Origin of the sequence: Saccharothrix texasensis (genome assembly GCF_003752005.1) — a bacterium.
Lineage (GTDB): Bacteria > Actinomycetota > Actinomycetes > Mycobacteriales > Pseudonocardiaceae > Actinosynnema > Actinosynnema texasense.
The window spans coordinates 6,634,653-6,657,212 of record NZ_RJKM01000001.1 but is presented as its reverse complement, the minus strand read 5'-3'; the positions used below and the strand labels follow the sequence as shown (position 1 = coordinate 6,657,212).

The window sequence follows — 22,560 nt, the reverse complement described above, 5'->3', positions numbered from 1 at the left end:
GAGACCGAAAAGGTCTAGACCCATTGACGAGGTGGTCCAGTCCACCTACGGTCACCTTGTCGGTGCCGACGGTGTTCGCGGGCACCGCCCACGACGTGGTGTGGGGGCGTGCCGCGCCCCGCGCTCCCGCACCACTCCCACCCCGTTCCCCCTGCACGGGAGTAGGTGCCCATGTCCACGAAGCGCAAGAGCCTGGCCGCACTGGCGGCAGGCGTCACCGCCATCGCCGGTCTGCTGATGGCCGCCCCCGCGGGCGCCGCGCCGACCCCGACGGCCGTGTTCACCCAGGACTCCGCGTGGAGCTCCGGCTACCAGGGCAAGTTCACCGTCACCGCCGGGTCCGGCGCGGTGTCCGGCTGGAAGGTCGAGTTCGACCTGCCGGCGGGCACCACGCCCGGCTCGTACTGGGACGCCACCCTGACCAGCAGCGGCTCGCACCACGCGTTCACCAACCGCGAGTACAACGGCAGCCTGGCGGCCGGCGCGTCCACGTCCTTCGGGTTCCTGGTGAACGGCCCCGGCCTGCCCGCCAACTGCAAGCTCAACGGCCAACCCTGCACCGGCGGCACCACCACGACCACGACGACCACCAGCACCACGACTACGACCACCGCCACTTCGGACGAACCACCGCTTCCCGGCAGCCTGAAGTCCGCGCCGTACGTGGACATCACCATGCCGACACCGTCACTGGAGTCGATCGCCCGCGCCACCGGCCAGAAGGTGTTCACGCTGGCCTTCGCGCTGGCGGACAGCAGCGGCTGCAACCCGTCGTGGGGCGGCACGATCCCGTTGACCGACAGCCGGATCATCAACGACGTGCGGGCGTTGAAGGCGCTGGGCGGTGACGTGATCGTCGCGACCGGCGGCGCGGCCGGGCCCTACCTGGAGTACTCGTGCTCCACCGCCGACTCGCTGCTGGCCGCGTACAAGAAGGTCCTCGACGCCGTCGGCAGCAACCACCTGGACGTGGACGTCGAGGCGTCCATCCCGCACGACCTGGTCAACACCGCGTTGAAGCGCCTCCAGACCGAACGCGGCACGTCGATCAGCTACACGATGCGCGTGCAGGGCGACGACTACGGCATGGACCCCTACTCGGTGCAGATCCTGCAGAACGCCGCCGCCAAGGGCCTGACCGTGCTCGTGAACCCCATGACCATGGAGTTCGGCTCCTCCCGAGCGGACTGGGGCGACGCCGTCATCGCCGCCGCCGAGAGCAGCCTGCGGCAGATGAAGCAGATCTGGCCCGCCAAGTCCGACGCGGAGCTGAAGCGCCTGCTCGGCGTCACCCCGATGATCGGCCGCAACTTCAACGGCAAGGTCTTCACCCAGGCCCACGCCCGCAAGCTCGTGACGTGGGCCAACACCAACCGCATCGGCCTGCTCGGCTTCTGGTCCGCGGGCCGCGACAACGGCAGCTGCCCGGGCGGCGGCATCTCGCCGACGTGCAGCAGCATCAGCCAAACCCAGTACGAGTTCACGAACATCTTCAAGGGCTTCACCGCCTGACCTGCGAAAAGACCGACGGTTGATCTTGTCAGGCCGTCGTCAGGCCGTCCGGGGTTCACGCCGGGGCCGGAACACCCGATCGACCGCCGACCGAGCCCGCGCGTGGCTGGACGGCAGGAGGTGGGTGTCCGTCCTCAGCGTGCCCCAGGTACTCGGCCAGCTCCTTGATCGAGACGCCGAACCGCTTGCTTCGAGGGAGCGCACGGCGGCTTCGGCTTGACGGGCCAGGGACTCGACCCTGGTGACGTCGTCGAGCAGCGGGCGGGTGGCGGACAGCTGGGAGGACAGGGTGGCGACCTGGCGTTCCAGGTCCGCCACCCTGGCCCGCAGCTCTTCGGCTTCGCGCTTCGACCTGAACACCTAGCCTCCCAGCAGGATCAGCACACCGATCACGATCAGCACCACCGGCAGCACCACGTGCCCCCAGCGGCTCAGGGCGCGGGCGATGACGGGTCGGGTGGCGAAGAAGCGGCCCGCCCCGCACCACACCGCCACCAGGACGAGGAACACGATCACGTATCCGGTGATGCCGGTGGTGGCGAAGACCGGGACGTAGACGCCGATGTTGTCGCCGCCGTTGGCGAACGTCACGGCCGCCACGCCGAGCGCGCCCGTGGCCGCCGGCTCCGAGTCGTCACCCCCGCGCCACGCCTGCCACGCCGCCTTCACGCCCAGCGCCAGCGGCAGCAGGCCGAGCCACGGGAGCGCCGACGGCGGCAGCAGGGTCGCGCCGAGGGCGGCGGCGATGGCGACCGCCAGGATGCCCGCGAACCCGAGGTACTGGCCGAGCACGACCCGCCACGGGGGCACGCCCCGCGCGAAGAACAACGCCAGCAGCACGATGTCGTCGACGTTCGTCACCGCGAACAGCCCGACCGCGCGGATGATGTCCAGCACCCGTGAACCTTAAGGTGCAGGGATGAACGGACCCGCGGAGATGCTCGCCAACGACGCCGCCTCGGCCGCCTTGGGCATCCGGGCGCTCGAGCTCGGCGACGGCACGGCCAAGCTCGCCATGACCGTCACCGACCGGATGGTCAACGGTCACGGCATCGGGCACGGCGGGTACGTGTTCCTGCTCGCCGACACCGCCTTCGCCTGCGCGTGCAACCGCCACGGCTCGGTGACCGTGGCGGCGCAGGCGGAGATCGACTTCCTCGCCCCCGTGCACGAGGGCGACGAGCTGGTGGCCGAGGCGGTGGAACGGGCGCGGTTCGGGCGCAGCGGGATCTACGACATCACCGTGCGCCGGGGCGACCAGGTGGTGGCCGAGTTCCGCGGCCGGAGCCGGACCCTCAGGCCGAACGGCGCAGACCCAGCACCTGGAGGGTGATGAACCCCAGCACGGCGACCGCTTGGGCGACGATCAGGAAGACACCGAGCCCGGTCACCGGGAACCACCCGGCGAACGCGGTCAGGAAGCTGTCCAGGACCCACACCGAATTGCCGATCACCACCACGGCGACGAGTGGGCGGATGGGCCGCAGGCCGAGCAGGAAAACACCGACGCCGTAGGCGACGAGAAATGCGCCGAGCCCGATCACGAGACCGCGCGGCAGTCCCGTCGGGAGGTCGAGGAGCAGGGCCAGCAGGCCGAGCCCGCCCGAGCTGACACCGTCGAGCTTGAGGGCGAAGCGGAGGAGACCGTCGTGGTGAACCCGAGTTGTCGTCATGGCCCGAAAGCTAGGGTCGGCGGCACTGCCGGCGGAACGCCGAACACTGCCAACACCTGCCAGTCAGACGGCTTCGACCTGCGCGGACAAGTCTTGGGCCACCAGCTTCGCCCCCGCGTTCTGCCAGTTGTGCAGGGTCCGCTCCGGCACCTGGTCGACGAACCACGCCAACGCCCGCCGCCCCTCCGCGTCGAGGCCTTCGCGCTTGGTCCGCCTGCTGTACGGCCGGATACCGACCACGTAGTAGAAGTACAGCGCGTTGTAGTGCCGCCATTCGTCGCTGGTGCCGAACTCGCCGTCCCGCGGTTTGAGCCGGCCGATGCTCTCCGACAACAACGACTTCAACTCGGCCGCGCGTTCCAGCGGTTGGTCGGACGCGCCCCGGGCGGCGAGCCGGGCGTCGATCACCGGCAATTGCGTCAACGGGCTGGCGACCAACTTCCCGAGGTCGCCGTAGTTGCTCAACGCCCGCCGGGTCAGCTTCACGAACTCGGCGGGGTCCAGCGGCGCCCGGCGCGGCAGCGCCTCGGCCGCGTCACGCAGCTCGGCCCGCGACGCGGCCACCTCCGGCACCGCGACCCGGTCCACCAGCAGCGCCAGCGGGTTGGCCAGCACCTGCACCGCGATCGCGGCGGCGACCGTGCCGAACAGCAGCGGCACCAGCCGGTCGTCCAGGAACAACGCCACCTGCCCGCCGAACACCGCCGCCAACCCGGCCGACGTGAGCAGCGAGCGCACCATGTCGGCCCGGATCGCCTCACCTTCGTCGAACGCGTCCGCCACCGCCACGACCACGCCGAGCACCAGCAGGTCGAGCCCCGCCGACGCGATCACCACCGGCTCTGGCAGCACGTCTGCCAGGAGCAACGCGCAGCTGAGCCCGAACAGGACCGTCGCCGCGCCCAGCAGCGCCCGCCGCACCCGCAGGCACAGCACCAGCGCCGCCGCCAGCGGGACCAGCACCACCACGGGCGCGAAGTAGGCGGCCACCAGCAACGGCGGCACGCTGTACCGCCACCAGCGTTCGTAGCGCACCGGCAACCAGCACACGACGACCCCGGTCCACGCCACCGCGGGCACCGCCATCGCCATCGCGGGCACCGGCAGGACGATCACCAGCGCGTAGGCGAGCAGCCCGACCGAGGCCCGCTGGAGCAGGCGCTTGCGGGGATCGCGCACGAGCAGGTACAGCCCGAGCCACCAGGCCAGGCCGAACGTCACCACCGAGACCGCGATCACCCGGAGATCGTACGGTTGCACGTCCTGGGACGATGTCCTCCATGCCGCTCGAGCTGACGCTCCACAAGGCCGCCGAAGAGGTGGAACGCGGTGACCTGGCCAGTGTCCTGAGGGCTCGGCAACGGCTGGTCGGGCTGGTCTGCAGCTATCCCGACCGGCTCGACCTGCGCGAGCGCCTCGCCGGGGTGTGCCGGCTGCTCGGTGACGCGGCGCAGGCCGGGCGGTGGAGCTACCTGTCCGAGGTGCGCGACGAGGCGGAGGTGGCGGCGTTCGAACGCGCCTACCGCACGCCCCTGGCGCGGCTGACGGCGATGAACTGGACCAGCGGCGAGGCCGGCGCCTCCACCCCGACCGCCCGGGAACGGCTGGTGGCGCTGCGGGAGGCGGCCAACGACCAGCTGCACGCCGAGCTGTCGGTCGCCGACGACCGCGACTCGTCCTGGCGCACGAACGTGTTCGTGCTGATCGGCTTGGTGGTCGTGCTCCTGTGCTTCGTCGTCGGCGCGGTGACGCTGGTCATGTGGGTCTACAGGTGGTTCGCCGGATGAGCGCATGCTGGGAGGCATGACCCCCGACGTCGCCGCCGCCGCTGACCGCATCCGCCCGCACGCCCGCCGCACCCCCACGTGGCGCACCGAAGTCGACGGCCGACCGATCGTGTTCAAGCTCGAACACCTCCAGCTCACCGGCTCGTTCAAGCTGCGCGGCGCCCTCAACACGCTGCTCGCCTCGGGGTCACCGGACCGGGTGGTCACGGCGTCCGGCGGCAACCACGGCCTCGGCGTCGCCAAGGCCGCGCAACTGCTCGGCCTGCACGCCACGGTCTTCGTGCCGGTCAGCGCGCCGGAGGGCAAGGTACGCCGGATCGAAGCCGCGGGCGCGAAGCTGATCCGGCACGGCGACACCTACGCCGAGGCAGTCCTGGCAGCCCGCGGGACACCGGGTTTCTACGTCGAGGCCTACAACGACCCGATCGTCATCGCCGGTCAGGGCACCGTCGCCGCCGAGGTGGTCGAGGACGCGCCGGACGTGGACTCGATCGTGGTCGCCGTGGGCGGCGGCGGCCTGGCCGCGGGCACCGCCCTGGCCTCGGGTCGTCTGACCGTCGCCGTGGAACCTGACCGGTGCTGCGCCCTGCGCCACGCGCTCGACGCGGGCGAACCGGTCGACGCCGAGGTCGACTCGATCGCCGCCTCGGCCCTGGGCGCCACCCGGGTGGGCGAGGTGCCGTTCGACATCCTGAGCACCCGCCCGGTGACCTCGGTCCTCGTCCCCGACCAGGCGACCCTGTCCGCCCGGGACCGGCTCTGGGAAGAGTTCCGGCTGGCCGTCGAACCGGCAGCCGCCGTCCCGTTCGCCGCCTGGTTGGCCGGCGACGTGCCGGGCGACCTGGCCTGCGTGGTCCTGTGCGGCGCCAACACCGACTGGACCCCCTGACCCCGGGGACCACCCCACCGAGGCCCGATGTGACGTGGGTTCGGGTGCTTCAGGCTGGTCCGAGCCGGAAGCACCCGAACCCCTGTCACATCGAGCCGGCCTTCACCCCAGACCACCGACCTGCAAACCGATCAACGACATTCCGTCACCCGATCGGCAGACCCCAGCTCCACCGACCCCCGATCCCGATCCGGCGCCACCCGCCCCAGCGACGCGCCTGCCTGCGGCGGCACCTCGACTTCCAGCGCGAGCGCCGGGTCGAGCCGCTCCACCCGTTCCACCATGGCCTCGACCTCGGCGATGAGGTCGGCCCACTCAGGCCGGTGCAGGCGCTCCCGGACCACCCAGCGCAGCGTGCGCACTTCCGCGCGCAGCCGTTCGAACTGCTCCGCGTCGAGACGTTGCGCGGACGGGTGGTCGAGCTTGCTCGAGAGCACCCTCACCCGGATCCCGATGTCCACCAGCGACCTCCGGCGTCGTGCGTTGTCATACGGCACGCACGCAGTGTCGCAGGCGACACCGACAAAACAACAAACCGGACCTCACTGGGTCGCACTTATGGTCGCGCTGGCGAGCACCAGGTCGCCCGCCTCGGCGTCCTCCCGGTACACCGCGACCGCCTGACCAGGGGCGACGCCGCTCAACGGCTCGCGCAGGTGGACCAGCAGCTCGCCGTCGACGACTTCGGCCACCGCAGGCGCGAGGCCGCCGTGGGCCCTCACCTGCGCCACGCACTCCACCGGACCATCAAACGTGATTCGCGTCACAGGTCGTTGGGCGACGATCTCGGTGACTTGGAGCTTCTCCGCCGCGCCGACCCGCACCGTGCCGCTCACCGGCTCCAGGGAGAGCACGTACCGGGGCCGACCGTCGGGCGCGGGCGCGTCGATGCCCAGGCCCTTGCGCTGGCCGACGGTGAACTCGTGCACGCCCACGTGCCGCCCGAGGACCGCGCCGGTCTCGTCGTCGACCAGGACGCCGGGCTGCTCGCCCAACCGCCGGGTCAGGAAGCCCCGGGTGTCGCCGTCGGGGATGAAGCAGATGTCGTGGCTGTCCGGCTTGTCCGCGACCTGGAGCCCGCGCTCGGCGGCTTCGACGCGCACCTCGGCCTTGGTCGAGTCGCCCAGCGGGAACATCGCGTGCGCCAGCTGCTCGTGCGTCAACGACGCCAGCACGTACGACTGGTCCTTGCCGTCGTCGGCCGAGCGGCGCAGCTCCACCACACCGTCCACAGTGGACAGGCGGGCGTAGTGCCCGGTGGCGACCGCGTCGAAGCCGAGCGCGATCGCCTTGTCCAGCAACGCCTCGAACTTGATCTTCTCGTTGCACCGCAGGCACGGGTTGGGCGTGCGGCCGGCCGCGTACTCGGCCACGAACTCGTCCACGACCTCCTCGGTGAACCGCTCCGCGAAGTCCCAGACGTAGAACGGGATGCCGAGCACGTCCGCCGCGCGCCGCGCGTCCCGGGCGTCCTCGATGGTGCAGCAGCCGCGCGCGCCGGTGCGCAGCGTGCCGGGCTTCGCCGACAACGCCAGGTGCACGCCGGTCACCTCGTGGCCCGCCGCCACCGCCCGCGCCGCAGCCACGGCGGAATCCACCCCGCCGCTCATCGCCGCCAGCACCCGCATGCCGTCACACCTCCGCCGTCGCCTTGCCCGCAAGCCTCTTCAACCCCGCGATGCCCGCCGTGCGGGCGCGTTCGACCACCGGGCCGATCACCTCGGCCAGTTCGCGCACGTCCGCCGCCGTGGACGTGTGGCCCAGCGTGAACCGCAGCGAGCCGCGGGCCCGCACCGGGTCCACGCCCATGGCCAGCAGCACGTGGCTGGGCTGCGCCACGCCCGCCGTGCAGGCCGAGCCGGTGGAGCACTCGACGCCCTTGGCGTCCAGCAGCATCAGCAGGCTGTCGCCCTCGCAGCCGGGGAACGTCAGGTGCGCGTTGCCGGGCAGCCGGTGCACCGGGTCGCCGTTCACCCCGACGTCCGGCACCACGCGCCGCACCGACGCCACCAGCTCGTCGCGCAGCGCCGCGACCTCGGCGGCGGTCGCGGCCTGGTGGGTCACCGCGTGCCGCACCGCGACGGCGAGGGCGACGATCGACGGCACGTCCAGCGTGCCCGACCGCACTTCCCGCTCCTGCCCGCCGCCGTGCAGCACGGGCGTGGTCGCCACGTCACGTCCCAGCAGCAGCGCGCCGACGCCGTACGGCCCGCCGAGCTTGTGCCCGGTGAGCGTCAACGCGGACGCGCCCGAGGCGGTGAAGTCGACCGGCACCGCGCCGACGGCCTGCACCGCGTCCGTGTGGAACGGCACCGCGCGCTCGGCGGCCAGCTCGGCCAGCTCGCGCACCGGGTTGATCGTGCCGACCTCGTTGTTCGCCCACATCGTGGTGACCAGGGCGACGTCGTCGTCCAGCGCGTCGCGCAGCGCCTCGGGCCTGATCCGGCCGAGCCCGTCGGGCTCCAGCCAGGTGACCTCGGCGCCCTCGTGCTCGACCAGCCACTGCACGGCGTCCAGCACGGCGTGGTGCTCGACCGAGGTGGCCACCACCCGGCGGCGGCGCGACGTGCGGCGGGACCAGTAGACGCCCTTGACCGCGAGGTTGTCGCTCTCCGTGCCGCCACTGGTGAAGATCACCTCGGAGGGTCGCGCGCCCAGGGCGTCCGCGATGTCCTCCCGCGCCTCCTCGACCAGCCGCCGCGCCCGCCGGCCCGAGGTGTGCAACGACGAGGCGTTGCCCGTCGTGGACAACGCCCGAGTCATCGCCTCGATCGCCTCGGGGAGCATGGGGGTCGTGGCGGCGTGGTCGAAGTAGGCCATCAGCTTTCCAGGGTAGCCCTGCCCAGACGTCCCGCGAGCACCGCACCGAGCACCGCGACGCCCGCCATCAGCAGGTCGAACGGCACCACGGCGGCCGTCGGCGCGGCGGCGGAGGCGAACGTGGTGACGAGCACACCGCCGAGGCCGACCAGCAGCGCGGAGCCGAGCATGTCGCTGATCTGCAGCGCCGAGGAGTTGAACCCCCGGTCGACCTCGGTCGACGCGCCCAGCGTGAGCACGCTCAGGCTCGACATGGCCATCCCCATCCCCGCTCCGGCCACCGCCCACAGCACCGGGGTGGCCCACACCGGACCCCACGACGGTGCGATGAGCGTCACTCCGGAGATTCCCACCGCGTTGAGCACGAACCCCCAGCGCACCAGCTTCTCGCGCGGGATGTCCGGTCGGCGGGACTGCCACCAGGCGGCGCTCGACCAGCCCAGCGCGCTCAGCGTGAGCGGGATGCCGGCGGCGATGGCCGAGTAGCCGTGCACGGCGGTCAGCGTCAGCGGGATGAACGCCTCGGCGGCGAAGAACGAGCCCGCCAGCAGCGCGCGGGCCAGGATCGTCACCGGCAGGCCGCGACGGGCGGTGAGCGTGCCCTTGGGCAGCAGCACGCGCAGCGCGGGCGCCAGGGCGAGCAGCCCGGCCAGACCGATGACCAGGTTGACGCCGGTGGGGTGCTGGGCGGCCCAGCTCAGCGCCGCGACGCCGAACCCCGCGCCGAGCGCGGCCAGGGGCAGGCCCCGCCGGGTGTTCCGGTCGGGGGTGTGCGGCGGCAGGTTCCGCAGCACGGGCACCAGGAGCAGCACGCCGACCAGCACGAACGGCGCCAGCCCCAGGAACACCCACCGCCAGCTCAGCGTCTCGGTCAGCCACCCGGACAGCGCCGGCCCGACCAGCGACGGCACCACCCACGCCGACGCGAGCAGGCCGAACACCGCGGGCCGGTCCCGTTCCGGGTAGACCAGGCCGATCAGGACGTAGACCGCGACCACCTGCGCGCCGCCGCCGATGCCCTGCAGCACGCGGCCGAGGAGCAGCAGCGGCATGTCCTGGGCGAGACCGGCGACGACCAGGCCGACCAGGAACAGCGCGGGACCGATCAGCAGCGACGGCCGCGGTCCGCGCAGGTCGCTGAGCCGTCCGGACAGGACGGTGGCGACCACGCTCGCGGCGAGGAACGCCAGGAACGGCCACGCGTACAGGTCGTTGCCGTCGAGGTCGGCGACCATGCGCGGCATCGCCGTGCTGACGCCCATGTTCTCGAACGCGAGCAGCGTGACGAGCAGGATGATCCCGACCGTCGGGCCCCGCCGTTCGGGTGTCCAGAGGTTGCTCCTGGCGGGCCTGTCGGTCGTCGTCGTCACGGCTCAATGGTTCAACCTCTACCGGGGTGGAGGTCAAGGCAATATGACGCAGTCGGGCCCGGACCACCTGCGCGAACGGTGTGGTGCGAACGACCGGCGTGGCGGTGGGCGATGCGGTGTTGACTGGGCGTGATCCACTCGTGCCCCGAAGGAGAAGCCGTGCGTCAGCGCTTAACCGTCCTGCTCGCCTCCCTGGCCCTGGCCGTCGGCGGTCTCGCCGTCACGGCGGGCCCTGCGTCCGCCGAGAGCTACGGCTACATCAACTGGACCAACAACTGCGGCGGCCCCTGGCTGTTCGGGATCATCTACGCCAGCGGGACGAAGTCCGGCACGTCCGTCGCGCAGGAGACCAACGTCCCGGCGGGCGCGACGCGCAGCCGGCAGGTCCAGTCCGGCTACCAGTACAACGTGACCGCGAACGGCGGCTGGAGCACCGTGACGATCTACAACATCTCCGGCCGGGTGCACTCCGTGTCGGTCAAGGCCTGCTGAGCGCGGTTCAGGCGACCCGGGTGGCGTGCCGGCGCGGCGAGGGCACCTCGACCGGGGCGTACGCCACCCGTTCGGCCTCCTGCTGCACGAGCGCCGCGAGTTCGCGGCGCGTCTCGGCGCGGCCCGGCGCGACCTCGTCCAGCACGTGCACCTCCACCACCAGCCCGCGCGAGCGCAGCACCCGCCGCAGCGAGTCGACCAGCGTGTCGGAACCCACGAACGCGGGGGTGGTGGACGTCGCCGACCCCTGCGAGTAGCGCAGCACCACCGGCCGCACGGGCACGCCGGCGTCCAGCGCGGCCTGGAACAGCGCCGGCCGGTAACGCCCGGACGCCAGGCCGCACCACGTCGTCCCCTCCGCGTGGATGCCGACCGCCGCGCCGTCGCGCAGCGCCGCCGCCAGCTCGGCCACCGTGCCCGGCAGCAGCGACAGCCGCTCCCGGTCCAGGTACACCGTGCGGGCCGCGGTGATCAGCGGGCCGAGCACCGGCCAGTCGCGGATGTCCCGCTTCGCGACCATCCGGATGGGCTGCACCGCGTCGATCGCCAGCTCGTCCAACCAGGACACGTGGTTGGACACCACCAGCACGCCGCGTCCCGGGTTGTCCTGGAACACCGGCCCGAGCACCCGCAGCCGCACCCCGAACGCGCCGAGCAGGGCCCGGAACCAGCGCCGCAGCAGCGCCGAACGCGCCCGCCCCCGCACGCACAGCACGCCGAGCACCACGAGCAGCCCGGACAGCACGACCGCGGACGCCGCCACCACCCGCCACGCCGTCCGGACCCGGCCGACGGAGGCCGTCGAGTGGTCCACGCACCCGTCGCCGCACGGCGACACCGGCATCCACGCGTGCTTGCTCACGCCGTCTCCCCGAGGAAGAACTTGAGGTAGCGCTGGTCCACCCGGTGCATCCCGAGCAGCACGGGCAGGTCGGCCACGCCGAAGTCGGCGTCCAGGGCGGGCCGGCCGGCGACCCACGCGCCCAGGCGCAGGTAGCCCTTCAGCAGCGGCGGCAGCACGGTCTTCGCCGGCCGCGCCACCGAGTCGACGTCCCACGGCGTCAGCGGTCGCACCCGGTACTCGTCGGGCGCGTAATGCTTGGCCTGGACGACGTCCCAGACGCCCGCCGCGAACGACCCGCCGTCGTGCGGTGTGCCCGACCCCAGGGGAACGGAGGCGCAGCCGATCAGCCACGAGTGCCCGGACAGCAGCATGTACCGGGCGATCCCGGCCCACACCAGCGACACCACGGCCCCGTTGCGGTGGTCGGGGTGCACGCACGACCGGCCGGTCTCCACCAGCGACGGCCGCAGGGGGTCGAGCGCGGACAGGTCGAACTCGCCGTCGGAGTACAGCCCGCCCGCTTCGGCCGCCCGTTCCGGCGGCAGCATCCGGTAGGTGCCGACGATGTCGCCGGTCCGGTCGTCGCGGACCACGAGGTGGTCGCAGAACCGGTCGAAGTGGTCGACGTCGTGCCCCGGCACGGAGCTGTGCAGCACGGCGCCCATCTCGGTGGCGAACACCTGGTGCCGCAGCCGCTGCGCGGCCACGACCTCGTCGCTGTCGCGCGCGACCAGCAGGGAGTAGCGCGGCGCGTCGGAAGCGGCGTCACCGGTGCTGACAAGCAGTTGCGGCTGCGTCATGGGTCTGGTCTACCGACCGGTTGGCGACCGGGAGCAGGCCGTTCCGGTGACGCCTCGGTGGCAGGTCGGTTAAGGCGCGGTGAGGCCGCGGACAGCACGAGGGCCGCCCCGCGCGAAGCGGAGCGGCCCTCGACCGCACTGGCGGACGAACCCGCAGGTCAGCCCTCGTCGACCGGGCGGATCAGCCCTGGTCCTCGTCGGTCAGCCCTTGCGCTTGCCGACCTCGTCGGTCAGCTGCGGCGCGACCGCGAACAGGTCGCCGACGACGCCGAAGTCGGCGATCTCGAAGATCGGCGCCTCCGGGTCCTTGTTGACCGCGACGATGGTCTTGGACGTCTGCATGCCCGCCCGGTGCTGGATCGCGCCGGAGATGCCCAGCGCGATGTACAGCTGCGGCGAGACCGTCTTGCCGGTCTGGCCGACCTGGAACTGGTGCGGGTAGTAGCCGGAGTCCACCGCGGCCCGGGACGCGCCGACCGCCGCGCCGAGGCTGTCGGCCAGCTTCTCCACGACGTCGAAGCTCTCCGCGCTGCCCACGCCACGACCGCCGGACACGACGACCGACGCCTCGGTCAGCTCGGGCCGGTCGCCGCCGGCGACCGCCTCGCGGCCGGTGACCTTGGTGACCAGCGCCGGGTTCGCGGCGGGCGCCTCGACGGCCTGCTCGACCGCGTCCGCGGGCGACTCGGACGCCTCGACGCCGCCGGGGCGGACCGCGATGACCGGCACGCCCTTGCTGACCTTCGACTTCACCACGTACGCGCCACCGAAGATCGACTGCGTGGCGACGCCCTCGCCGTCGAGGTCGACGGCGTCGTAGAGCAGGCCGGAGTCGAGGCGCACGGCGAGCCGGCCCGCGACCTCCTTGCCCTCCAACGTCGCCGACACCAGCACGGCGGCGGGCGACGCGGTGGCCGCGAGCGCGGCGAGCGCGTCCACCTTCGGCGTGACCAGGTGGTTCACCGCGTCGTCCGACTCCACCGCGTACACCTTCACCGCGCCGTAACGGCCCAGCGACTCCCTCACCTTGCCCGCGGTGCCGGGCGATCCGACCACCACCGCGGCCGGCTCGCCGAGACGGCGCGCGGCGGATAGAAGCTCATAGGTGACCTTCTTGACCTCGCCGTCGACGTGGTCGACGAGGACGAGTACTTCGGACATTGGATTCCTCGCCTTCAGATGAGCTTCTGGTCGACCAGGTACGCGGCGATCTTCGAACCGCCGTCACCCGAGTCCTCGACACGCTGACCGGCGCCGCGCGGCGGCTTCGGCGCCGACTCCAGCACCTGCGACCAGGCCGCGCCGAGGCCGACCTCGCCCGCGTCGAGCCCCAGGTCCGCGACCGTGAGCTTGCTGACCGGCTTCTTCTTGGCCGCCATGATGCCCTTGAACGACGGGTACCGCGGCTCGTTGATCTTCTCGTTCACGCTGACGACGGCGGGCAGGCTCGCCTCGAGGTGCGCGACGCCCTCGTCGGTCTCTCGCTCGGCCTTGACCGTGCCGCCTTCGACGGTGAGCTTGCGCACCTGCGTCACCTGCGGCACGCCGAGCAGCTCCGCCAGCATCGCGGGCACCGCGCCCGCGCGGCCGTCGGTGGCCTCGTTGCCGGCGATGACCAGGTCGAAGCCCTCGATGGTGCCGATGGCCTTGGCCAGCACCTTGGCGGTGGTGAGCGCGTCGGAACCGTGCAGGGCCTCGTCGGAGACGTGCACGGCCTTGTCCGCACCCATGGAGAGCGCCTTGCGGATCGCGTCGGTCGCGCGGTCGGGACCCATCGCGACGACGGTCACCTCGCCGCCGTGCGCCTCCTGGAGCAGCAGCGCCTCTTCCACGGCGCGCTCGTTGATCTCGTCGAGCACGGCGTCCGCGGACTCGCGGTCGAGGGTGTGGTCGGCGTCGGCGAGCTTGCGCTCGGACCAGGTGTCGGGCACCTGCTTGACCAGGACGACAATGTTCATGGGTCCTCTTCGACCTCCTGCGGACGGGCGGCGACGTGGTGGGGCGACGGTAGTTGCCTGCGGTCGCCGGATTGTTCGTGACCCTGCCATGTCATCGCCGCATTGGCATGGTGGTGTCGGCCACCTGGATGTTACCCACCGGTAGCAGAGGTGCAAACGACTGCAAGCACCCACTGCGGGTGATGATGCTCACTGGCACGTTTCCGGCCATTCGGACAATGCCGTCCTTCGGCACGACAGCGTTACAGGCCATCCCCCGACTGGGCTAGGTTCGAGCGCATGTCGTCCCGGCGAGTAGCGATTGTCACCGACTCCACCGCCTGCCTGCCGCCGCAGTTGACCGAGAAGCTCGGCGTGACCGTCGCGCAGATCCAGGTGCGCATCGGGGACTGGGTGGAGGACGAGGCGCGCGTGCCCGTGCCGAAGCTCGTGGACGCCCTGCGCGGGCAGCTCGACGTGACCACCACGCCACCGGACCCCGGCGCGTTCTTCTGGTCCTACGCCGACGCGGCGGCCTCCGGCGCCGAGGCGATCGTGTCGCTGCACGTGTCGACCGGCTTGTCGCGGACCGTGGAAGCCGCCCGGCAGGCGGCGGCGCAGGTGCAGGTGCCGGTGCACGTGGTGGACACGCAGACCTGCGGCATGAGCCTCGGGTACGCGGTGGTCGCCGCCGCCACCGCGGCCGCGGCCGGCGGTGACGCGAACCACGTGCTGTCCGCCGCGCGGCACAGCGTCCAGCGCAGCACCGAGCTGATCTACGTGGACACGCTGGAGTACTTGCAGCGCGGCGGGCGGATCGGCCGGGCCGCCGCCCTGCTCGGCTCGGCGCTGTCGATGAAGCCGCTGCTGACCGTGGCCGACGGGCGGATCACGCCGCTGGACAAGGTGCTCGGCGCGGAGCGGGCCATCCGCAAGCTGATCGACATCGCGGCCAAGCGCGCCGGCCAGGACGCGGTGGACATCGCGGTCGAGCACTTCGACGCGGCCGACCGCGCCGGGACCGTGCTGGACCAGCTGCGCGCGAAGCTGCCGAACGTGCGGCGGTTCCTGGTCACCCAGGTCAGCTCGGCGATCGGCGCGCACGTCGGACCAGGCGCGGTGGGCGTGACCGTTTCGCCGGTTTAGTCGGGTTGGGAACTCCTTGCGGGGTTTGAGCGTTGAGCGGACAGGGAAGGAGGTGGACATGGCATCTCTGTTCAGCAAACTCGCCGCGTTCGCCCGCAGTCCGCAGGGTCGCCGGGTCACCGAGCAGGTCAAGCACGTGGCACGCGACCCCCGAAACAAGGCCAAGGCAGAACAACTGCTGCGCAAGTTCCGCAAGCGCTGACCAGTGCGACGTTCAGCGGCCCGCTACCGGCTGTCCCGGCGGGCCGCTTCGAACGCGCGAACCGACCACGGGTCAGGGTCGGGCCACGACTTGGACGACCCCGGGCTCCTCGGCCCCGCCCGACTCCTCGGCTCCACCCGGCTCGACAACCACCGCGGCGGTCTCGCCGCTCGATCCCGCCGGCTCGACCGACCCGGCGGGCACCGACACCAACTCGACCGGCTCGGCCGGCCCGGCGGGCACCGAACCCGGCTCGATCGACTCGTCAACCGTGACGAGGGGGTCGACCGGGTCGGCCCGCGCCGGCGGCTCGGGCTCGGTCCGCACCACGTGCATCCGGCGCACTTCGTCCGGCCGCGCGGGTTTCCCGCCCTCCGCCACCGGATCCGGGACGACCACCAGGTTCGGCCGCGGCGGGAGCGGGGCCGAGCGCAGCCGTTCCGGCGCGGGCAGCGCGGTCGGGAAGCCCATCACCGGGTTGCGGTGGATGGGTCTCGTCGCGTAGTCCTCCGGCGGGAACCGCGGCTCGAACAGGGGCGCCGGCGCGGCGGGGACCGGGTGCGCCGCCGGTTCGGGCGGCTGCTCCCGGCGGAGCATGATCGCGGTCAGCACGCAGCCCGCCGCGAACGACAAGGCGCACGACCCGAGCACGACCGCCACCCCGCCCATCACACGCCCTCACTCGACCGGCGGGCCGTCGGCGGCACCGCCATCAAGCACCGACCCGCTGGCCGTCGCTGCCCGCCTGCTCGCCCTTCGACGGCCCGACGCCGACCTCCCCGGCGCTGATCGTCCCGGCGCTGATCGTCTCGGTGAGGGGCCCGACCGGCTCCGCACCCCCCTGCCCGGCATCCCTCTGCCCGGCACTCGCCTGCCCGGCACTCGCCTGCTCGACGGTCGTCTGCTCCGGGATCAGGGCGGGCACGCGGTCGGCCGCCTCGTCCAGCGCGACGCGCGCCGAGGCCAGCTGCACGGCCACCACGTGGCGCAGCTCGCGCAGGTCCTCGGACTGCCGCTGGATCTCGTCGATGCGCCGGTGCGCCTCACGGGCCGCGAGCTTGATCAGGAACGCGGCCCGCGCCTTCGCCAGCTCCTCCTGCTCGGCGAAGTGCTGCTGGGCCTCGTTGCGCCGCCGGTTCATGGTCAGCTCGAAGAAGTTCTGCGCCTTGGCGCGCTTGGCGTCGGAGTCGGCCTCCAGCCGCGCGCACCGCTCGGCGGCCTCCCGCAGCAACCGGTCCGCGTCCTGCTCCGCCTCGGCCATCGCGGCGGCGCACTCGGCCTCCACCTGCTCGACGCGGGCCCGCAGGTGCGCCTCGACCTCGGCCTGACGGCGCTCCAGGTCGACCTCGCGCTGGTCCAGCGCGGCGGCGCGCTGGTTCGCCGCCTCGCGCTGGTCGCGCGCACGCCCGTCGGCCTCCGCCCGTTGCGCGGCCAACTCCTCCTCGACCTCGCGCCGTCGTTCGGCCAACTCCGCCTCGGTGCGCTCGCGCAACGCGGTGACGTCGTGCTCGGCACGCACCCGCAGGTCGTTCGCCTCGTCCTCGGCGAGCGTCAGCATCCGGTGCAGGCGCTCGGTCGCGCCGGAGGTCGTGTTGGGCGACATCTCCAGCCGTTCGATGCGGGCCCGCGCCGCGTCCAGGTCGCCCCTGGTCATCTCGAGGAGCTTGCGCAGGTCCGCCGCCTGCGCCAAGGCCTCGGCCCGGTCGAGGGCCGTGTACTTGAGCTGCTCGTCCAGGTTCTCCAGGTGTTCGATCACCTGTCGGCGGTGGAATCCCCGGTACACCACGTCGAAACCCGCGTGCAGCGGAACAATGTCCGGCTCTTTCGCACCCATGGCGGCCCCGCTCGTTCGAAGATTGACCGAGGGTACCGAGCGTAAGGCACCCGACCGGCCCATGACCACCCACGACTACCCTGGTATGACCCGGCTGAAGCGTCGTGCTTGCAGGCGAAACACCATCAGGGAAGATCGTCGCAAATCTGGTGTAGGTCACCCGATGGAGTTATTTCACCGAAATCGACCGGCGTATTGTGAATGCGCTCAGCAACAAATACCCGCCATCGTGTGGCGAGAAGTTCACACGAAACAGTGACGCTCTACCGGACAGGCGCTGCCTACCCGCGAGTAACGAGCAACTAGGCTGGCCGGGTGACCGTCGAGCCGCTGCCCCTCACCGGCGAGCGCACCGTGCCCGGGATCGCCGAGGAGAACTACTGGTTCCGGCGCCACGAGGCGGCGTACCTGGACCTGGTCCGGCACTGCGTCGGCGCGGTCGTGCTGGAGGCCGGCTGCGGCGAGGGCTACGGGGCCGCGTTGATCGCCGGGCACGCCGCGCGGGTCGTCGCGCTCGACTACGACGAGCTGACCGCGGCGCACGCGCACCGGGCGTACCCGGAACTGGCGGTGCTGCGCGGGAACCTGGCGACGCTGCCGTTGCGCGGCGCGAGCGTGGACGTGGTGGCGAACCTGCAGGTCATCGAGCACCTGTGGGACCAGGAGGGCTTCCTGGCCGAGTGCGCGCGGGTGCTGCGGCCCGGCGGCAGGCTGCTGGTCACCACGCCGAACCGGATCACCTTCTCCCCCGGCCGCGACACACCGCTCAACCCGTTCCACACCCGTGAGCTGGCGCCCGCCGAGCTGCGCGAGCTGCTGGCCGGCGCGGGGCTGCGGGTCGAGCTGCTGGCCGGGCTGCGGCACGGGCCCGCGTTGCGCGCGCTGGACGGGCGGTTCGGCGGTTCGATCATCGACGCGCAGGTGGCCGTGGTGGTGGGCGGCGGCACGTGGCCCGACGACCTGCTCGCCGCCGTGTCGTCGGTGCGCGCCGAGGACTTCGAGATCACGACCGACGACCTGGACGCGAGCCTGGACCTGGTCGCCGTGGCGGTGCGCCCGTGACGCACGAGGGCACGTTCTGCCTGGTCCTGCACAGCCACCTGCCGTGGCTGGCGCACCACGGCGCCTGGCCGGTCGGCGAGGAGTGGCTGTACCAGGCGTGGGCGCACTCGTACCTGCCGGTGGTGGACCTGCTGGAGCGGTTCGCCGCCGAGGGCCGCGAGGACGTGCTGACGCTCGGCGTCACGCCGGTCCTGGCCGCGCAGCTCGACGACCCGTACAGCCTGCGCGGCCTGCACGACTGGCTGGGCGACTGGCAGCTGCGCGCGCACAGCGCGTCGTCCCGGCTGCCCGACCTGGCGGCACGCGAGCACCGCGCGTCGGCGTGGGCGCTGGACCGCTTCGAAGCGCGGTGGCGCCACGGCTTCTCGCCGGTCCTGCGGTCCCTTGTGGACTCGCGGGTGATCGAGCTGCTCGGCGGACCGGCCGCGCACCCGTTCCAGCCGCTGCTCGACCCGCGGCTGCGCGCGTTCTCGTTGCGCGCCGGGCTGGACGACACCGCGCACCGGATCGGGTCGACCCCCGAGGGCATCTGGGCGCCGGAGTGCGCGTACGCGCCGGGCATGGAGCACGACTACGCGCGGGCGGGCGTGCGCCGGTTTCTGGTGGACGGGCCGTCGCTGCGCGGCGACACCGCCTCGGGCAGGCCGGTCGGCACGTCGGACGTGGTGGCCTTCGGGCGCGACCTGGAGGTGTCGTACCGGGTGTGGTCGCCCAAGGTCGGCTACCCCGGCGATCCGGCGTACCGGGACTTCCACACCTACGACCACGCCAGCGGGCTCAAGCCGTCGCGGGTGACGGGCAAGACCGTCGAGCCGGCCGACAAGCGGCCCTACGACCCGGACCTGGCGGCGCAGGCCGTCCAGCGGCACGCGGCGGACTTCGTGGACACGGTGGTGCGGCGGCTGCGCGCGTTGAAGGAGCAGCACGGCGAGCCGTCCCTCGTGGTCGCCGCGTACGACACCGAGCTGTACGGGCACTGGTGGCACGAGGGTCCGGCGTGGCTGGAAGCGGTGCTGCGGCAGCTGCCCGGGGCCGGGGTGCGGGTGACGACGCTGCGCGGCGCGGTCGAGGCCGGTCACGTGGGCGCGCCGGTCGACGTGCCGCCGTCGTCGTGGGGCTCGGGCAAGGACTGGCAGGTGTGGAACGGGCCCCAGGTCGCCGACGTCGTGCACGGCAACGCGGAGGTGCAGCGGGAGCTGCTCGCGCTCGACCTGTCCGGCGTGGTGCGCGACCCGGTCGCCGACCAGGCCGTGCGGGAGGCGCTGCTCGCGCTGTCCAGCGACTGGGCGTTCATGGTCACCAAGGACTCGGCGGCCGACTACGCCCGGTACCGGGCCAAGACCCACGCGGACCGGTTCACCGAGCTCGTCGCGCTGCGGCGGGCGGGACGCGGGCGTGACCGGGCGGCCGAACTGCGCCTGGTCGACGGTCCGTTCGGCCACCTGGACGCGCGAGGACTGGCTAGATGACGGTCCCGGCGCCGCCGGCGCCGTCCTGCTGCCGCTGCGCGATGCCCGCCGAACCCGGGTGGTCGATCCGGGCCTGCACCACCGGGTCCGCCTTCGAGCGGCCCTTGGTGTCGGCCGGCCGGACGAGGCCCGCGCGCTTGCCGCGTGCCCTCCGGTCGACCGCGTACCCGATCGTCAGCGCCGCGGCGCAGAACAGGACCGCCCAGATCCAAGGCTGCATGGCCGTTCCCCCACTTCCCCCTGAGCTTCCCAGGGTAGCGGCGCCGAGATGCGAGGATGGCCCATGCGCGTGCTGATGTTGTCCTGGGAGTACCCGCCGGTCGTCGTCGGCGGTTTGGGCCGGCACGTGCACGCGCTGGCCGGGCACCTGGCGGCACAGGGCCACGACGTGGTCGTGCTGTGCCGGCAGCCCTCGGGGACGGACGCGGTCACGCACCCCACCTCGGACGCCCCGGTCGACGGCGTGCGGCTGATCCGGGTGGCCGAGGACCCGACGCACCTGGTGTTCGAGCGGGACCTGGTGGCGTGGACGCTCGCCATGGGGCACGCGATGACGCGGGCCGGGCTGGCGTTGCTGCGCGGCTGGCGGCCGGACGTCGTGCACGCGCACGACTGGCTGGTCACGCACCCCGCGATCGCGCTGGCGCAGGAGTGCGGCGCGCCGTTGGTGGCGACCGTGCACGCGACCGAGGCCGGGCGGCACAGCGGGTGGCTGTCGCAGACGTTGAACCAGCAGGTGCACTCCGTCGAGTGGTGGCTGGCGAACCGGGCGGACGCGCTGATCACGTGCTCGTCGGCGATGCGGACCGAGGTGGCGCACCTGTTCGACGTCGAGCCGTCGTCGGTCACCGTGCTGCACAACGGCATCGAGCCGCGCCGCTGGCGGGTCCGCCCGGCCGACGTGGCCGCCGCGCGGGCCGCGCACAGCCCCTCGGGCGCGCCGCTGCTGCTGTTCTTCGGGCGGTTGGAGTGGGAGAAGGGCGTGCAGGACCTGATCGCCGCCCTGCCCCGGATCCGCCGCGTCCACCCCGGCGCGCGGCTGGTCGTGGCCGGCACGGGCACCCACCGCGACTGGCTCGTGGACCAGGCGCGCAAGCACAAGGTGCGGCGGGCGGTGGACTTCGTCGGCCACCTGCCGGACCGGGAGCTGGCGGCGGCGCTGGCGGCGGCGGACGCGGTCGTGCTGCCGAGCAGGTACGAGCCGTTCGGCATCGTCGCGCTGGAAGCGGCGGCGGCCGGCGCCCCGTTGGTCGCCTCCACCGCCGGCGGTCTGGGCGAGGTCGTCCTGGACGGCGTGACGGGCCTGTCGTTCGCGCCCGGCGACGTCGAGGCCCTGGCCGGCGCGGTCCGGACCGTGCTGGCCGACCGGCCGGCCGCCCTCCGCCGCGCCCGCGCCGCCAAGTCCCGCCTGGCCACGGACTTCGACTGGTCGAAGATCGCCGAGGACACGACCGCGGTCTACCGCTCCGCCGCGGTCCGCGACCACCCGCCGCTGGGCCGGCCCAAGATCCCGACCGGCAACGTGTTCCTCTAGGCCGCCGTGCCGGTCGAGAACTGCCCGGCCACGTCCGGGAAGTGCCGCGGCTCGACCTGCGCAGGGCGAACCCGGTCGAGGAAGTCGATCGGGAAGCAGATCGGACGGCCCCACCCGCCGTCGTCGGCCGGCGGGCGACGGCGTCCGCCGCGTCCAGCGGCGCGTCGAGCCGGTCCCGGTCGCCAGCGGTCCGAGATGTCGTCAGCGGTCCGAGATGGTCAGCACCAGCTTGCCCGTGGTCCGGTTGGCCTCACCCACCTCGTGCGCCTTGACGACGTCCGCCAGCGGGAACGTCTCGGCGACGACCACCCGCAGCTCGCCGCGCTCCACCAGCGCCGCCACGTGCTCCAGCGCGGCGTGGTCCGGGGCCACCGACACGACCGCCGCGCGCACGCCCAGCGCGTCCGCCGCGACGCGGAGGTCGGGCAGCCGGCCCGGGTCCGGCATGCCGACGTACGTCCCGCCGGGCCTGAGCACGCCCATCGACCGCCGCTCGTAGTCTTCGCCGCCGACCAGGTCGATCACCACGTCGACGTCCCGCAGCTCCCCGAAGTCCCGCGTCGCGTAGTCCACCGGCTCGTCGACGCCCAACTCCCGCAGCAGGTCGTGCTTGCCGGCACTCGCGGTGCCGATCACCCACGCCCCGAGCGACTTCGCGAGCTGCACGGCGAGGTGCCCGACACCGCCCGCGGCGGCGTGCACCAGCACCCGGTCGCCCGGCTCGACGTCGGCGGCCTCGGTGAGGGCCTGCCACGCGGTCAGCGCGGCCAGCGGCAGGGCCGCCGCGTGCACGTGGTCGAGGCCGGCGGGCTTGCGGGCGAAGTGGCGCGCCGGCGCGGCGACGTACTCGGCGTACGCGCCGGCCGGGCGCGGCAGGTGTGGCATGCCGAACACCTCGTCGCCCACCCGGAACCGGTTCTCCCCCGCCGGCGCCTGCACCACCACGCCGGAGACGTCCCAGCCCGGCACCCACGGCGTGGTGAACCAGTAGCCGTCCCGGCGCACCTTCCAGTCGAACGGGTTCACGCCGGCCGCGCGCACCTCGACCAGGACCTCGTCCCGCTCCGGCACCGGCCGCGCGACCGTCCGCACCCGCATGACCTCCGGCCCGCCGAAGGCCTCGACCGCCACCGCTCGCATCTCGTCCGTCATGCGCACAGGATCATCTTCAGTGGTACCTCTTGTGAAG

At 72.8% G+C, this 22,560-nt stretch carries 26 protein-coding genes; 10 read left to right on the top strand and 16 right to left on the bottom strand.

From position 1 onward, the window contains the following. The first annotated feature begins 171 nt into the window (after positions 1-171). Positions 172-1,512 carry a glycoside hydrolase family 18 protein gene (locus EDD40_RS29650; protein WP_123745852.1) on the top strand — a complete coding sequence of 447 codons (1,341 nt, stop codon included), beginning with the start codon at positions 172-174 and terminating at the stop codon, positions 1,510-1,512. Between the two features lie 39 nt (positions 1,513-1,551). On the opposite strand, the gene EDD40_RS41970 is transcribed toward EDD40_RS29650, so the two are convergent. Both EDD40_RS41970 and EDD40_RS29645 read right to left on the bottom strand, forming a co-directional pair. Beyond that, a complete protein-coding gene (locus tag EDD40_RS41970; RefSeq protein ID WP_170184868.1) occupies positions 1,552-1,872 on the bottom strand; it encodes a hypothetical protein in 321 nt (106 codons plus the stop codon). Further along, on the bottom strand, positions 1,873-2,409 hold the full coding sequence (locus EDD40_RS29645) for a cadmium resistance transporter (protein ID WP_123745851.1): 537 nt from the start codon (positions 2,407-2,409) through the stop codon (positions 1,873-1,875). It abuts the gene before it with no gap. 22 nt (positions 2,410-2,431) lie between these two features. Between EDD40_RS29645 and paaI the strand changes: the two genes are divergently transcribed. Next, on the top strand, positions 2,432-2,845 hold the full coding sequence (gene paaI, locus EDD40_RS29640; protein WP_123745850.1) for a hydroxyphenylacetyl-CoA thioesterase PaaI: 414 nt from the start codon (positions 2,432-2,434) through the stop codon (positions 2,843-2,845). Here the strand turns inward: paaI and EDD40_RS29635 are convergent. Together EDD40_RS29635 and EDD40_RS41965 are read right to left on the bottom strand one after the other, a co-directional pair. Next, positions 2,808-3,185, bottom strand: a complete 378-nt coding sequence (locus EDD40_RS29635; protein WP_123745849.1) for a hypothetical protein — start codon at positions 3,183-3,185, stop codon at positions 2,808-2,810. The genes paaI and EDD40_RS29635 overlap by 38 nt on opposite strands. 63 nt (positions 3,186-3,248) lie before the next feature. Further along, complete coding sequence (locus EDD40_RS41965) at positions 3,249-4,424, bottom strand: hypothetical protein (RefSeq protein ID WP_170185234.1); 1,176 nt, start codon at positions 4,422-4,424, stop codon at positions 3,249-3,251. Positions 4,425-4,465: 41 nt separating this feature from the next. On the opposite strand from EDD40_RS41965, the gene EDD40_RS29625 reads away from it, so the two are divergent. Together EDD40_RS29625 and EDD40_RS29620 are read left to right on the top strand one after the other, a co-directional pair. Beyond that, positions 4,466-4,972: a DUF6584 family protein gene (locus EDD40_RS29625; RefSeq protein ID WP_123745848.1), complete on the top strand. Its 507-nt coding sequence runs from the start codon at positions 4,466-4,468 to the stop codon at positions 4,970-4,972. Positions 4,973-4,976: 4 nt separating this feature from the next. Next, on the top strand, positions 4,977-5,861 hold the full coding sequence (locus EDD40_RS29620) for a serine/threonine dehydratase (protein WP_123745847.1): 885 nt from the start codon (positions 4,977-4,979) through the stop codon (positions 5,859-5,861). A gap of 131 nt (positions 5,862-5,992) precedes the next feature. On the opposite strand, the gene EDD40_RS29615 is transcribed toward EDD40_RS29620, so the two are convergent. The 4 genes from EDD40_RS29615 to EDD40_RS29600 all read right to left on the bottom strand — a co-directional run bounded on the left by EDD40_RS29615 (position 5,993) and on the right by EDD40_RS29600 (position 10,051). After that, positions 5,993-6,322: a hypothetical protein gene (locus EDD40_RS29615; RefSeq protein WP_123745846.1), complete on the bottom strand. Its 330-nt coding sequence runs from the start codon at positions 6,320-6,322 to the stop codon at positions 5,993-5,995. A gap of 81 nt (positions 6,323-6,403) precedes the next feature. Further along, a complete protein-coding gene (mnmA, locus tag EDD40_RS29610; RefSeq protein WP_123745845.1) occupies positions 6,404-7,489 on the bottom strand; it encodes a tRNA 2-thiouridine(34) synthase MnmA in 1,086 nt (361 codons plus the stop codon). A 4-nt stretch (positions 7,490-7,493) separates the two neighbouring features. After that, positions 7,494-8,681, bottom strand: coding sequence for a cysteine desulfurase family protein (locus EDD40_RS29605; RefSeq protein WP_123745844.1), 1,188 nt, complete (start codon positions 8,679-8,681; stop codon positions 7,494-7,496). Next, positions 8,681-10,051 carry an MFS transporter gene (locus EDD40_RS29600; protein ID WP_123745843.1) on the bottom strand — a complete coding sequence of 457 codons (1,371 nt, stop codon included), beginning with the start codon at positions 10,049-10,051 and terminating at the stop codon, positions 8,681-8,683. The genes EDD40_RS29605 and EDD40_RS29600 overlap by 1 nt, the downstream gene beginning before the upstream one ends. A 159-nt stretch (positions 10,052-10,210) precedes the next feature. On the opposite strand from EDD40_RS29600, the gene EDD40_RS29595 reads away from it, so the two are divergent. Then, positions 10,211-10,543 (top strand): hypothetical protein, encoded by a 333-nt coding sequence (locus EDD40_RS29595; protein ID WP_123745842.1) that lies wholly within the window; start codon positions 10,211-10,213, stop codon positions 10,541-10,543. Positions 10,544-10,550: 7 nt separating this feature from the next. Here EDD40_RS29595 and EDD40_RS29590 read toward each other — a convergent pair whose 3' ends face one another. The 4 genes from EDD40_RS29590 to EDD40_RS29575 all read right to left on the bottom strand — a co-directional run bounded on the left by EDD40_RS29590 (position 10,551) and on the right by EDD40_RS29575 (position 14,145). Further along, a complete protein-coding gene (locus EDD40_RS29590; protein WP_246037892.1) occupies positions 10,551-11,405 on the bottom strand; it encodes a lysophospholipid acyltransferase family protein in 855 nt (284 codons plus the stop codon). Continuing rightward, entirely contained in the window at positions 11,402-12,187 is a 786-nt protein-coding gene (locus EDD40_RS29585) for a GNAT family N-acetyltransferase (protein WP_123745841.1), read from the bottom strand. The genes EDD40_RS29590 and EDD40_RS29585 overlap by 4 nt, the downstream gene beginning before the upstream one ends. A 201-nt stretch (positions 12,188-12,388) precedes the next feature. Then, on the bottom strand, positions 12,389-13,348 hold the full coding sequence (locus EDD40_RS29580; protein WP_123745840.1) for an electron transfer flavoprotein subunit alpha/FixB family protein: 960 nt from the start codon (positions 13,346-13,348) through the stop codon (positions 12,389-12,391). 14 nt (positions 13,349-13,362) lie between these two features. Further along, positions 13,363-14,145, bottom strand: a complete 783-nt coding sequence (locus tag EDD40_RS29575) for an electron transfer flavoprotein subunit beta/FixA family protein (protein ID WP_123745839.1) — start codon at positions 14,143-14,145, stop codon at positions 13,363-13,365. Between the two features lie 279 nt (positions 14,146-14,424). Here EDD40_RS29575 and EDD40_RS29570 point away from each other — a divergent pair, with 279 nt between their 5' ends. After that, entirely contained in the window at positions 14,425-15,270 is an 846-nt protein-coding gene (locus EDD40_RS29570; RefSeq protein WP_123745838.1) for a DegV family protein, read from the top strand. A gap of 58 nt (positions 15,271-15,328) precedes the next feature. Beyond that, positions 15,329-15,472, top strand: coding sequence for a hypothetical protein (locus tag EDD40_RS41960; RefSeq protein ID WP_170185233.1), 144 nt, complete (start codon positions 15,329-15,331; stop codon positions 15,470-15,472). A 72-nt stretch (positions 15,473-15,544) separates the two neighbouring features. On the opposite strand, the gene EDD40_RS29565 is transcribed toward EDD40_RS41960, so the two are convergent. Next, on the bottom strand, positions 15,545-16,141 hold the full coding sequence (locus EDD40_RS29565; RefSeq protein WP_123745837.1) for a hypothetical protein: 597 nt from the start codon (positions 16,139-16,141) through the stop codon (positions 15,545-15,547). Between the two features lie 43 nt (positions 16,142-16,184). Next, on the bottom strand, positions 16,185-17,306 hold the full coding sequence (locus EDD40_RS29560; RefSeq protein ID WP_148088948.1) for a coiled-coil domain-containing protein: 1,122 nt from the start codon (positions 17,304-17,306) through the stop codon (positions 16,185-16,187). Between the two features lie 315 nt (positions 17,307-17,621). Here EDD40_RS29560 and EDD40_RS29555 point away from each other — a divergent pair, with 315 nt between their 5' ends. Both EDD40_RS29555 and EDD40_RS29550 read left to right on the top strand, forming a co-directional pair. Then, positions 17,622-18,368 carry a class I SAM-dependent methyltransferase gene (locus tag EDD40_RS29555; RefSeq protein ID WP_123745835.1) on the top strand — a complete coding sequence of 249 codons (747 nt, stop codon included), beginning with the start codon at positions 17,622-17,624 and terminating at the stop codon, positions 18,366-18,368. Continuing rightward, positions 18,365-19,837: a 1,4-alpha-glucan branching protein domain-containing protein gene (locus EDD40_RS29550; RefSeq protein WP_123745834.1), complete on the top strand. Its 1,473-nt coding sequence runs from the start codon at positions 18,365-18,367 to the stop codon at positions 19,835-19,837. The genes EDD40_RS29555 and EDD40_RS29550 overlap by 4 nt, the downstream gene beginning before the upstream one ends. Here the strand turns inward: EDD40_RS29550 and EDD40_RS29545 are convergent. After that, on the bottom strand, positions 19,830-20,057 hold the full coding sequence (locus EDD40_RS29545) for a hypothetical protein (protein WP_123745833.1): 228 nt from the start codon (positions 20,055-20,057) through the stop codon (positions 19,830-19,832). The two genes, EDD40_RS29550 and EDD40_RS29545, sit on opposite strands and share 8 nt — an antisense overlap. A gap of 63 nt (positions 20,058-20,120) precedes the next feature. Here EDD40_RS29545 and EDD40_RS29540 point away from each other — a divergent pair, with 63 nt between their 5' ends. Next, entirely contained in the window at positions 20,121-21,371 is a 1,251-nt protein-coding gene (locus tag EDD40_RS29540; protein WP_123745832.1) for a glycosyltransferase family 4 protein, read from the top strand. Between the two features lie 201 nt (positions 21,372-21,572). Here EDD40_RS29540 and EDD40_RS29535 read toward each other — a convergent pair whose 3' ends face one another. Beyond that, positions 21,573-22,523 carry an NADP-dependent oxidoreductase gene (locus EDD40_RS29535; RefSeq protein ID WP_246037890.1) on the bottom strand — a complete coding sequence of 317 codons (951 nt, stop codon included), beginning with the start codon at positions 22,521-22,523 and terminating at the stop codon, positions 21,573-21,575. Positions 22,524-22,560: the final 37 nt, after the last annotated feature.

Excerpts from the sequence above, each read along its gene's own strand:
- EDD40_RS29650 (WP_123745852.1), top strand. The coding sequence starts at position 172 with ATGTCCACGAAGCGCAAGAGCCTGGCCGCACTGGCGGCAGGCGTCACC.
- paaI (WP_123745850.1), top strand. The coding sequence starts at position 2,432 with ATGAACGGACCCGCGGAGATGCTCGCCAACGACGCCGCCTCGGCCGCC.
- EDD40_RS29635 (WP_123745849.1), bottom strand. The coding sequence starts at position 3,185 with ATGACGACAACTCGGGTTCACCACGACGGTCTCCTCCGCTTCGCCCTC.
- EDD40_RS29625 (WP_123745848.1), top strand. The coding sequence starts at position 4,466 with ATGCCGCTCGAGCTGACGCTCCACAAGGCCGCCGAAGAGGTGGAACGC.
- EDD40_RS29620 (WP_123745847.1), top strand. The coding sequence starts at position 4,977 with ATGCTGGGAGGCATGACCCCCGACGTCGCCGCCGCCGCTGACCGCATC.
- mnmA (WP_123745845.1), bottom strand. The coding sequence starts at position 7,489 with ATGCGGGTGCTGGCGGCGATGAGCGGCGGGGTGGATTCCGCCGTGGCT.
- EDD40_RS29605 (WP_123745844.1), bottom strand. The coding sequence starts at position 8,681 with ATGGCCTACTTCGACCACGCCGCCACGACCCCCATGCTCCCCGAGGCG.
- EDD40_RS29585 (WP_123745841.1), bottom strand. The coding sequence starts at position 12,187 with ATGACGCAGCCGCAACTGCTTGTCAGCACCGGTGACGCCGCTTCCGAC.
- EDD40_RS29580 (WP_123745840.1), bottom strand. The coding sequence starts at position 13,348 with ATGTCCGAAGTACTCGTCCTCGTCGACCACGTCGACGGCGAGGTCAAG.
- EDD40_RS29575 (WP_123745839.1), bottom strand. The coding sequence starts at position 14,145 with ATGAACATTGTCGTCCTGGTCAAGCAGGTGCCCGACACCTGGTCCGAG.
- EDD40_RS29570 (WP_123745838.1), top strand. The coding sequence starts at position 14,425 with ATGTCGTCCCGGCGAGTAGCGATTGTCACCGACTCCACCGCCTGCCTG.
- EDD40_RS41960 (WP_170185233.1), top strand. The coding sequence starts at position 15,329 with ATGGCATCTCTGTTCAGCAAACTCGCCGCGTTCGCCCGCAGTCCGCAG.
- EDD40_RS29565 (WP_123745837.1), bottom strand. The coding sequence starts at position 16,141 with ATGGGCGGGGTGGCGGTCGTGCTCGGGTCGTGCGCCTTGTCGTTCGCG.
- EDD40_RS29560 (WP_148088948.1), bottom strand. The coding sequence starts at position 17,306 with ATGGGTGCGAAAGAGCCGGACATTGTTCCGCTGCACGCGGGTTTCGAC.
- EDD40_RS29545 (WP_123745833.1), bottom strand. The coding sequence starts at position 20,057 with ATGCAGCCTTGGATCTGGGCGGTCCTGTTCTGCGCCGCGGCGCTGACG.
- EDD40_RS29540 (WP_123745832.1), top strand. The coding sequence starts at position 20,121 with ATGCGCGTGCTGATGTTGTCCTGGGAGTACCCGCCGGTCGTCGTCGGC.
- EDD40_RS29535 (WP_246037890.1), bottom strand. The coding sequence starts at position 22,523 with ATGACGGACGAGATGCGAGCGGTGGCGGTCGAGGCCTTCGGCGGGCCG.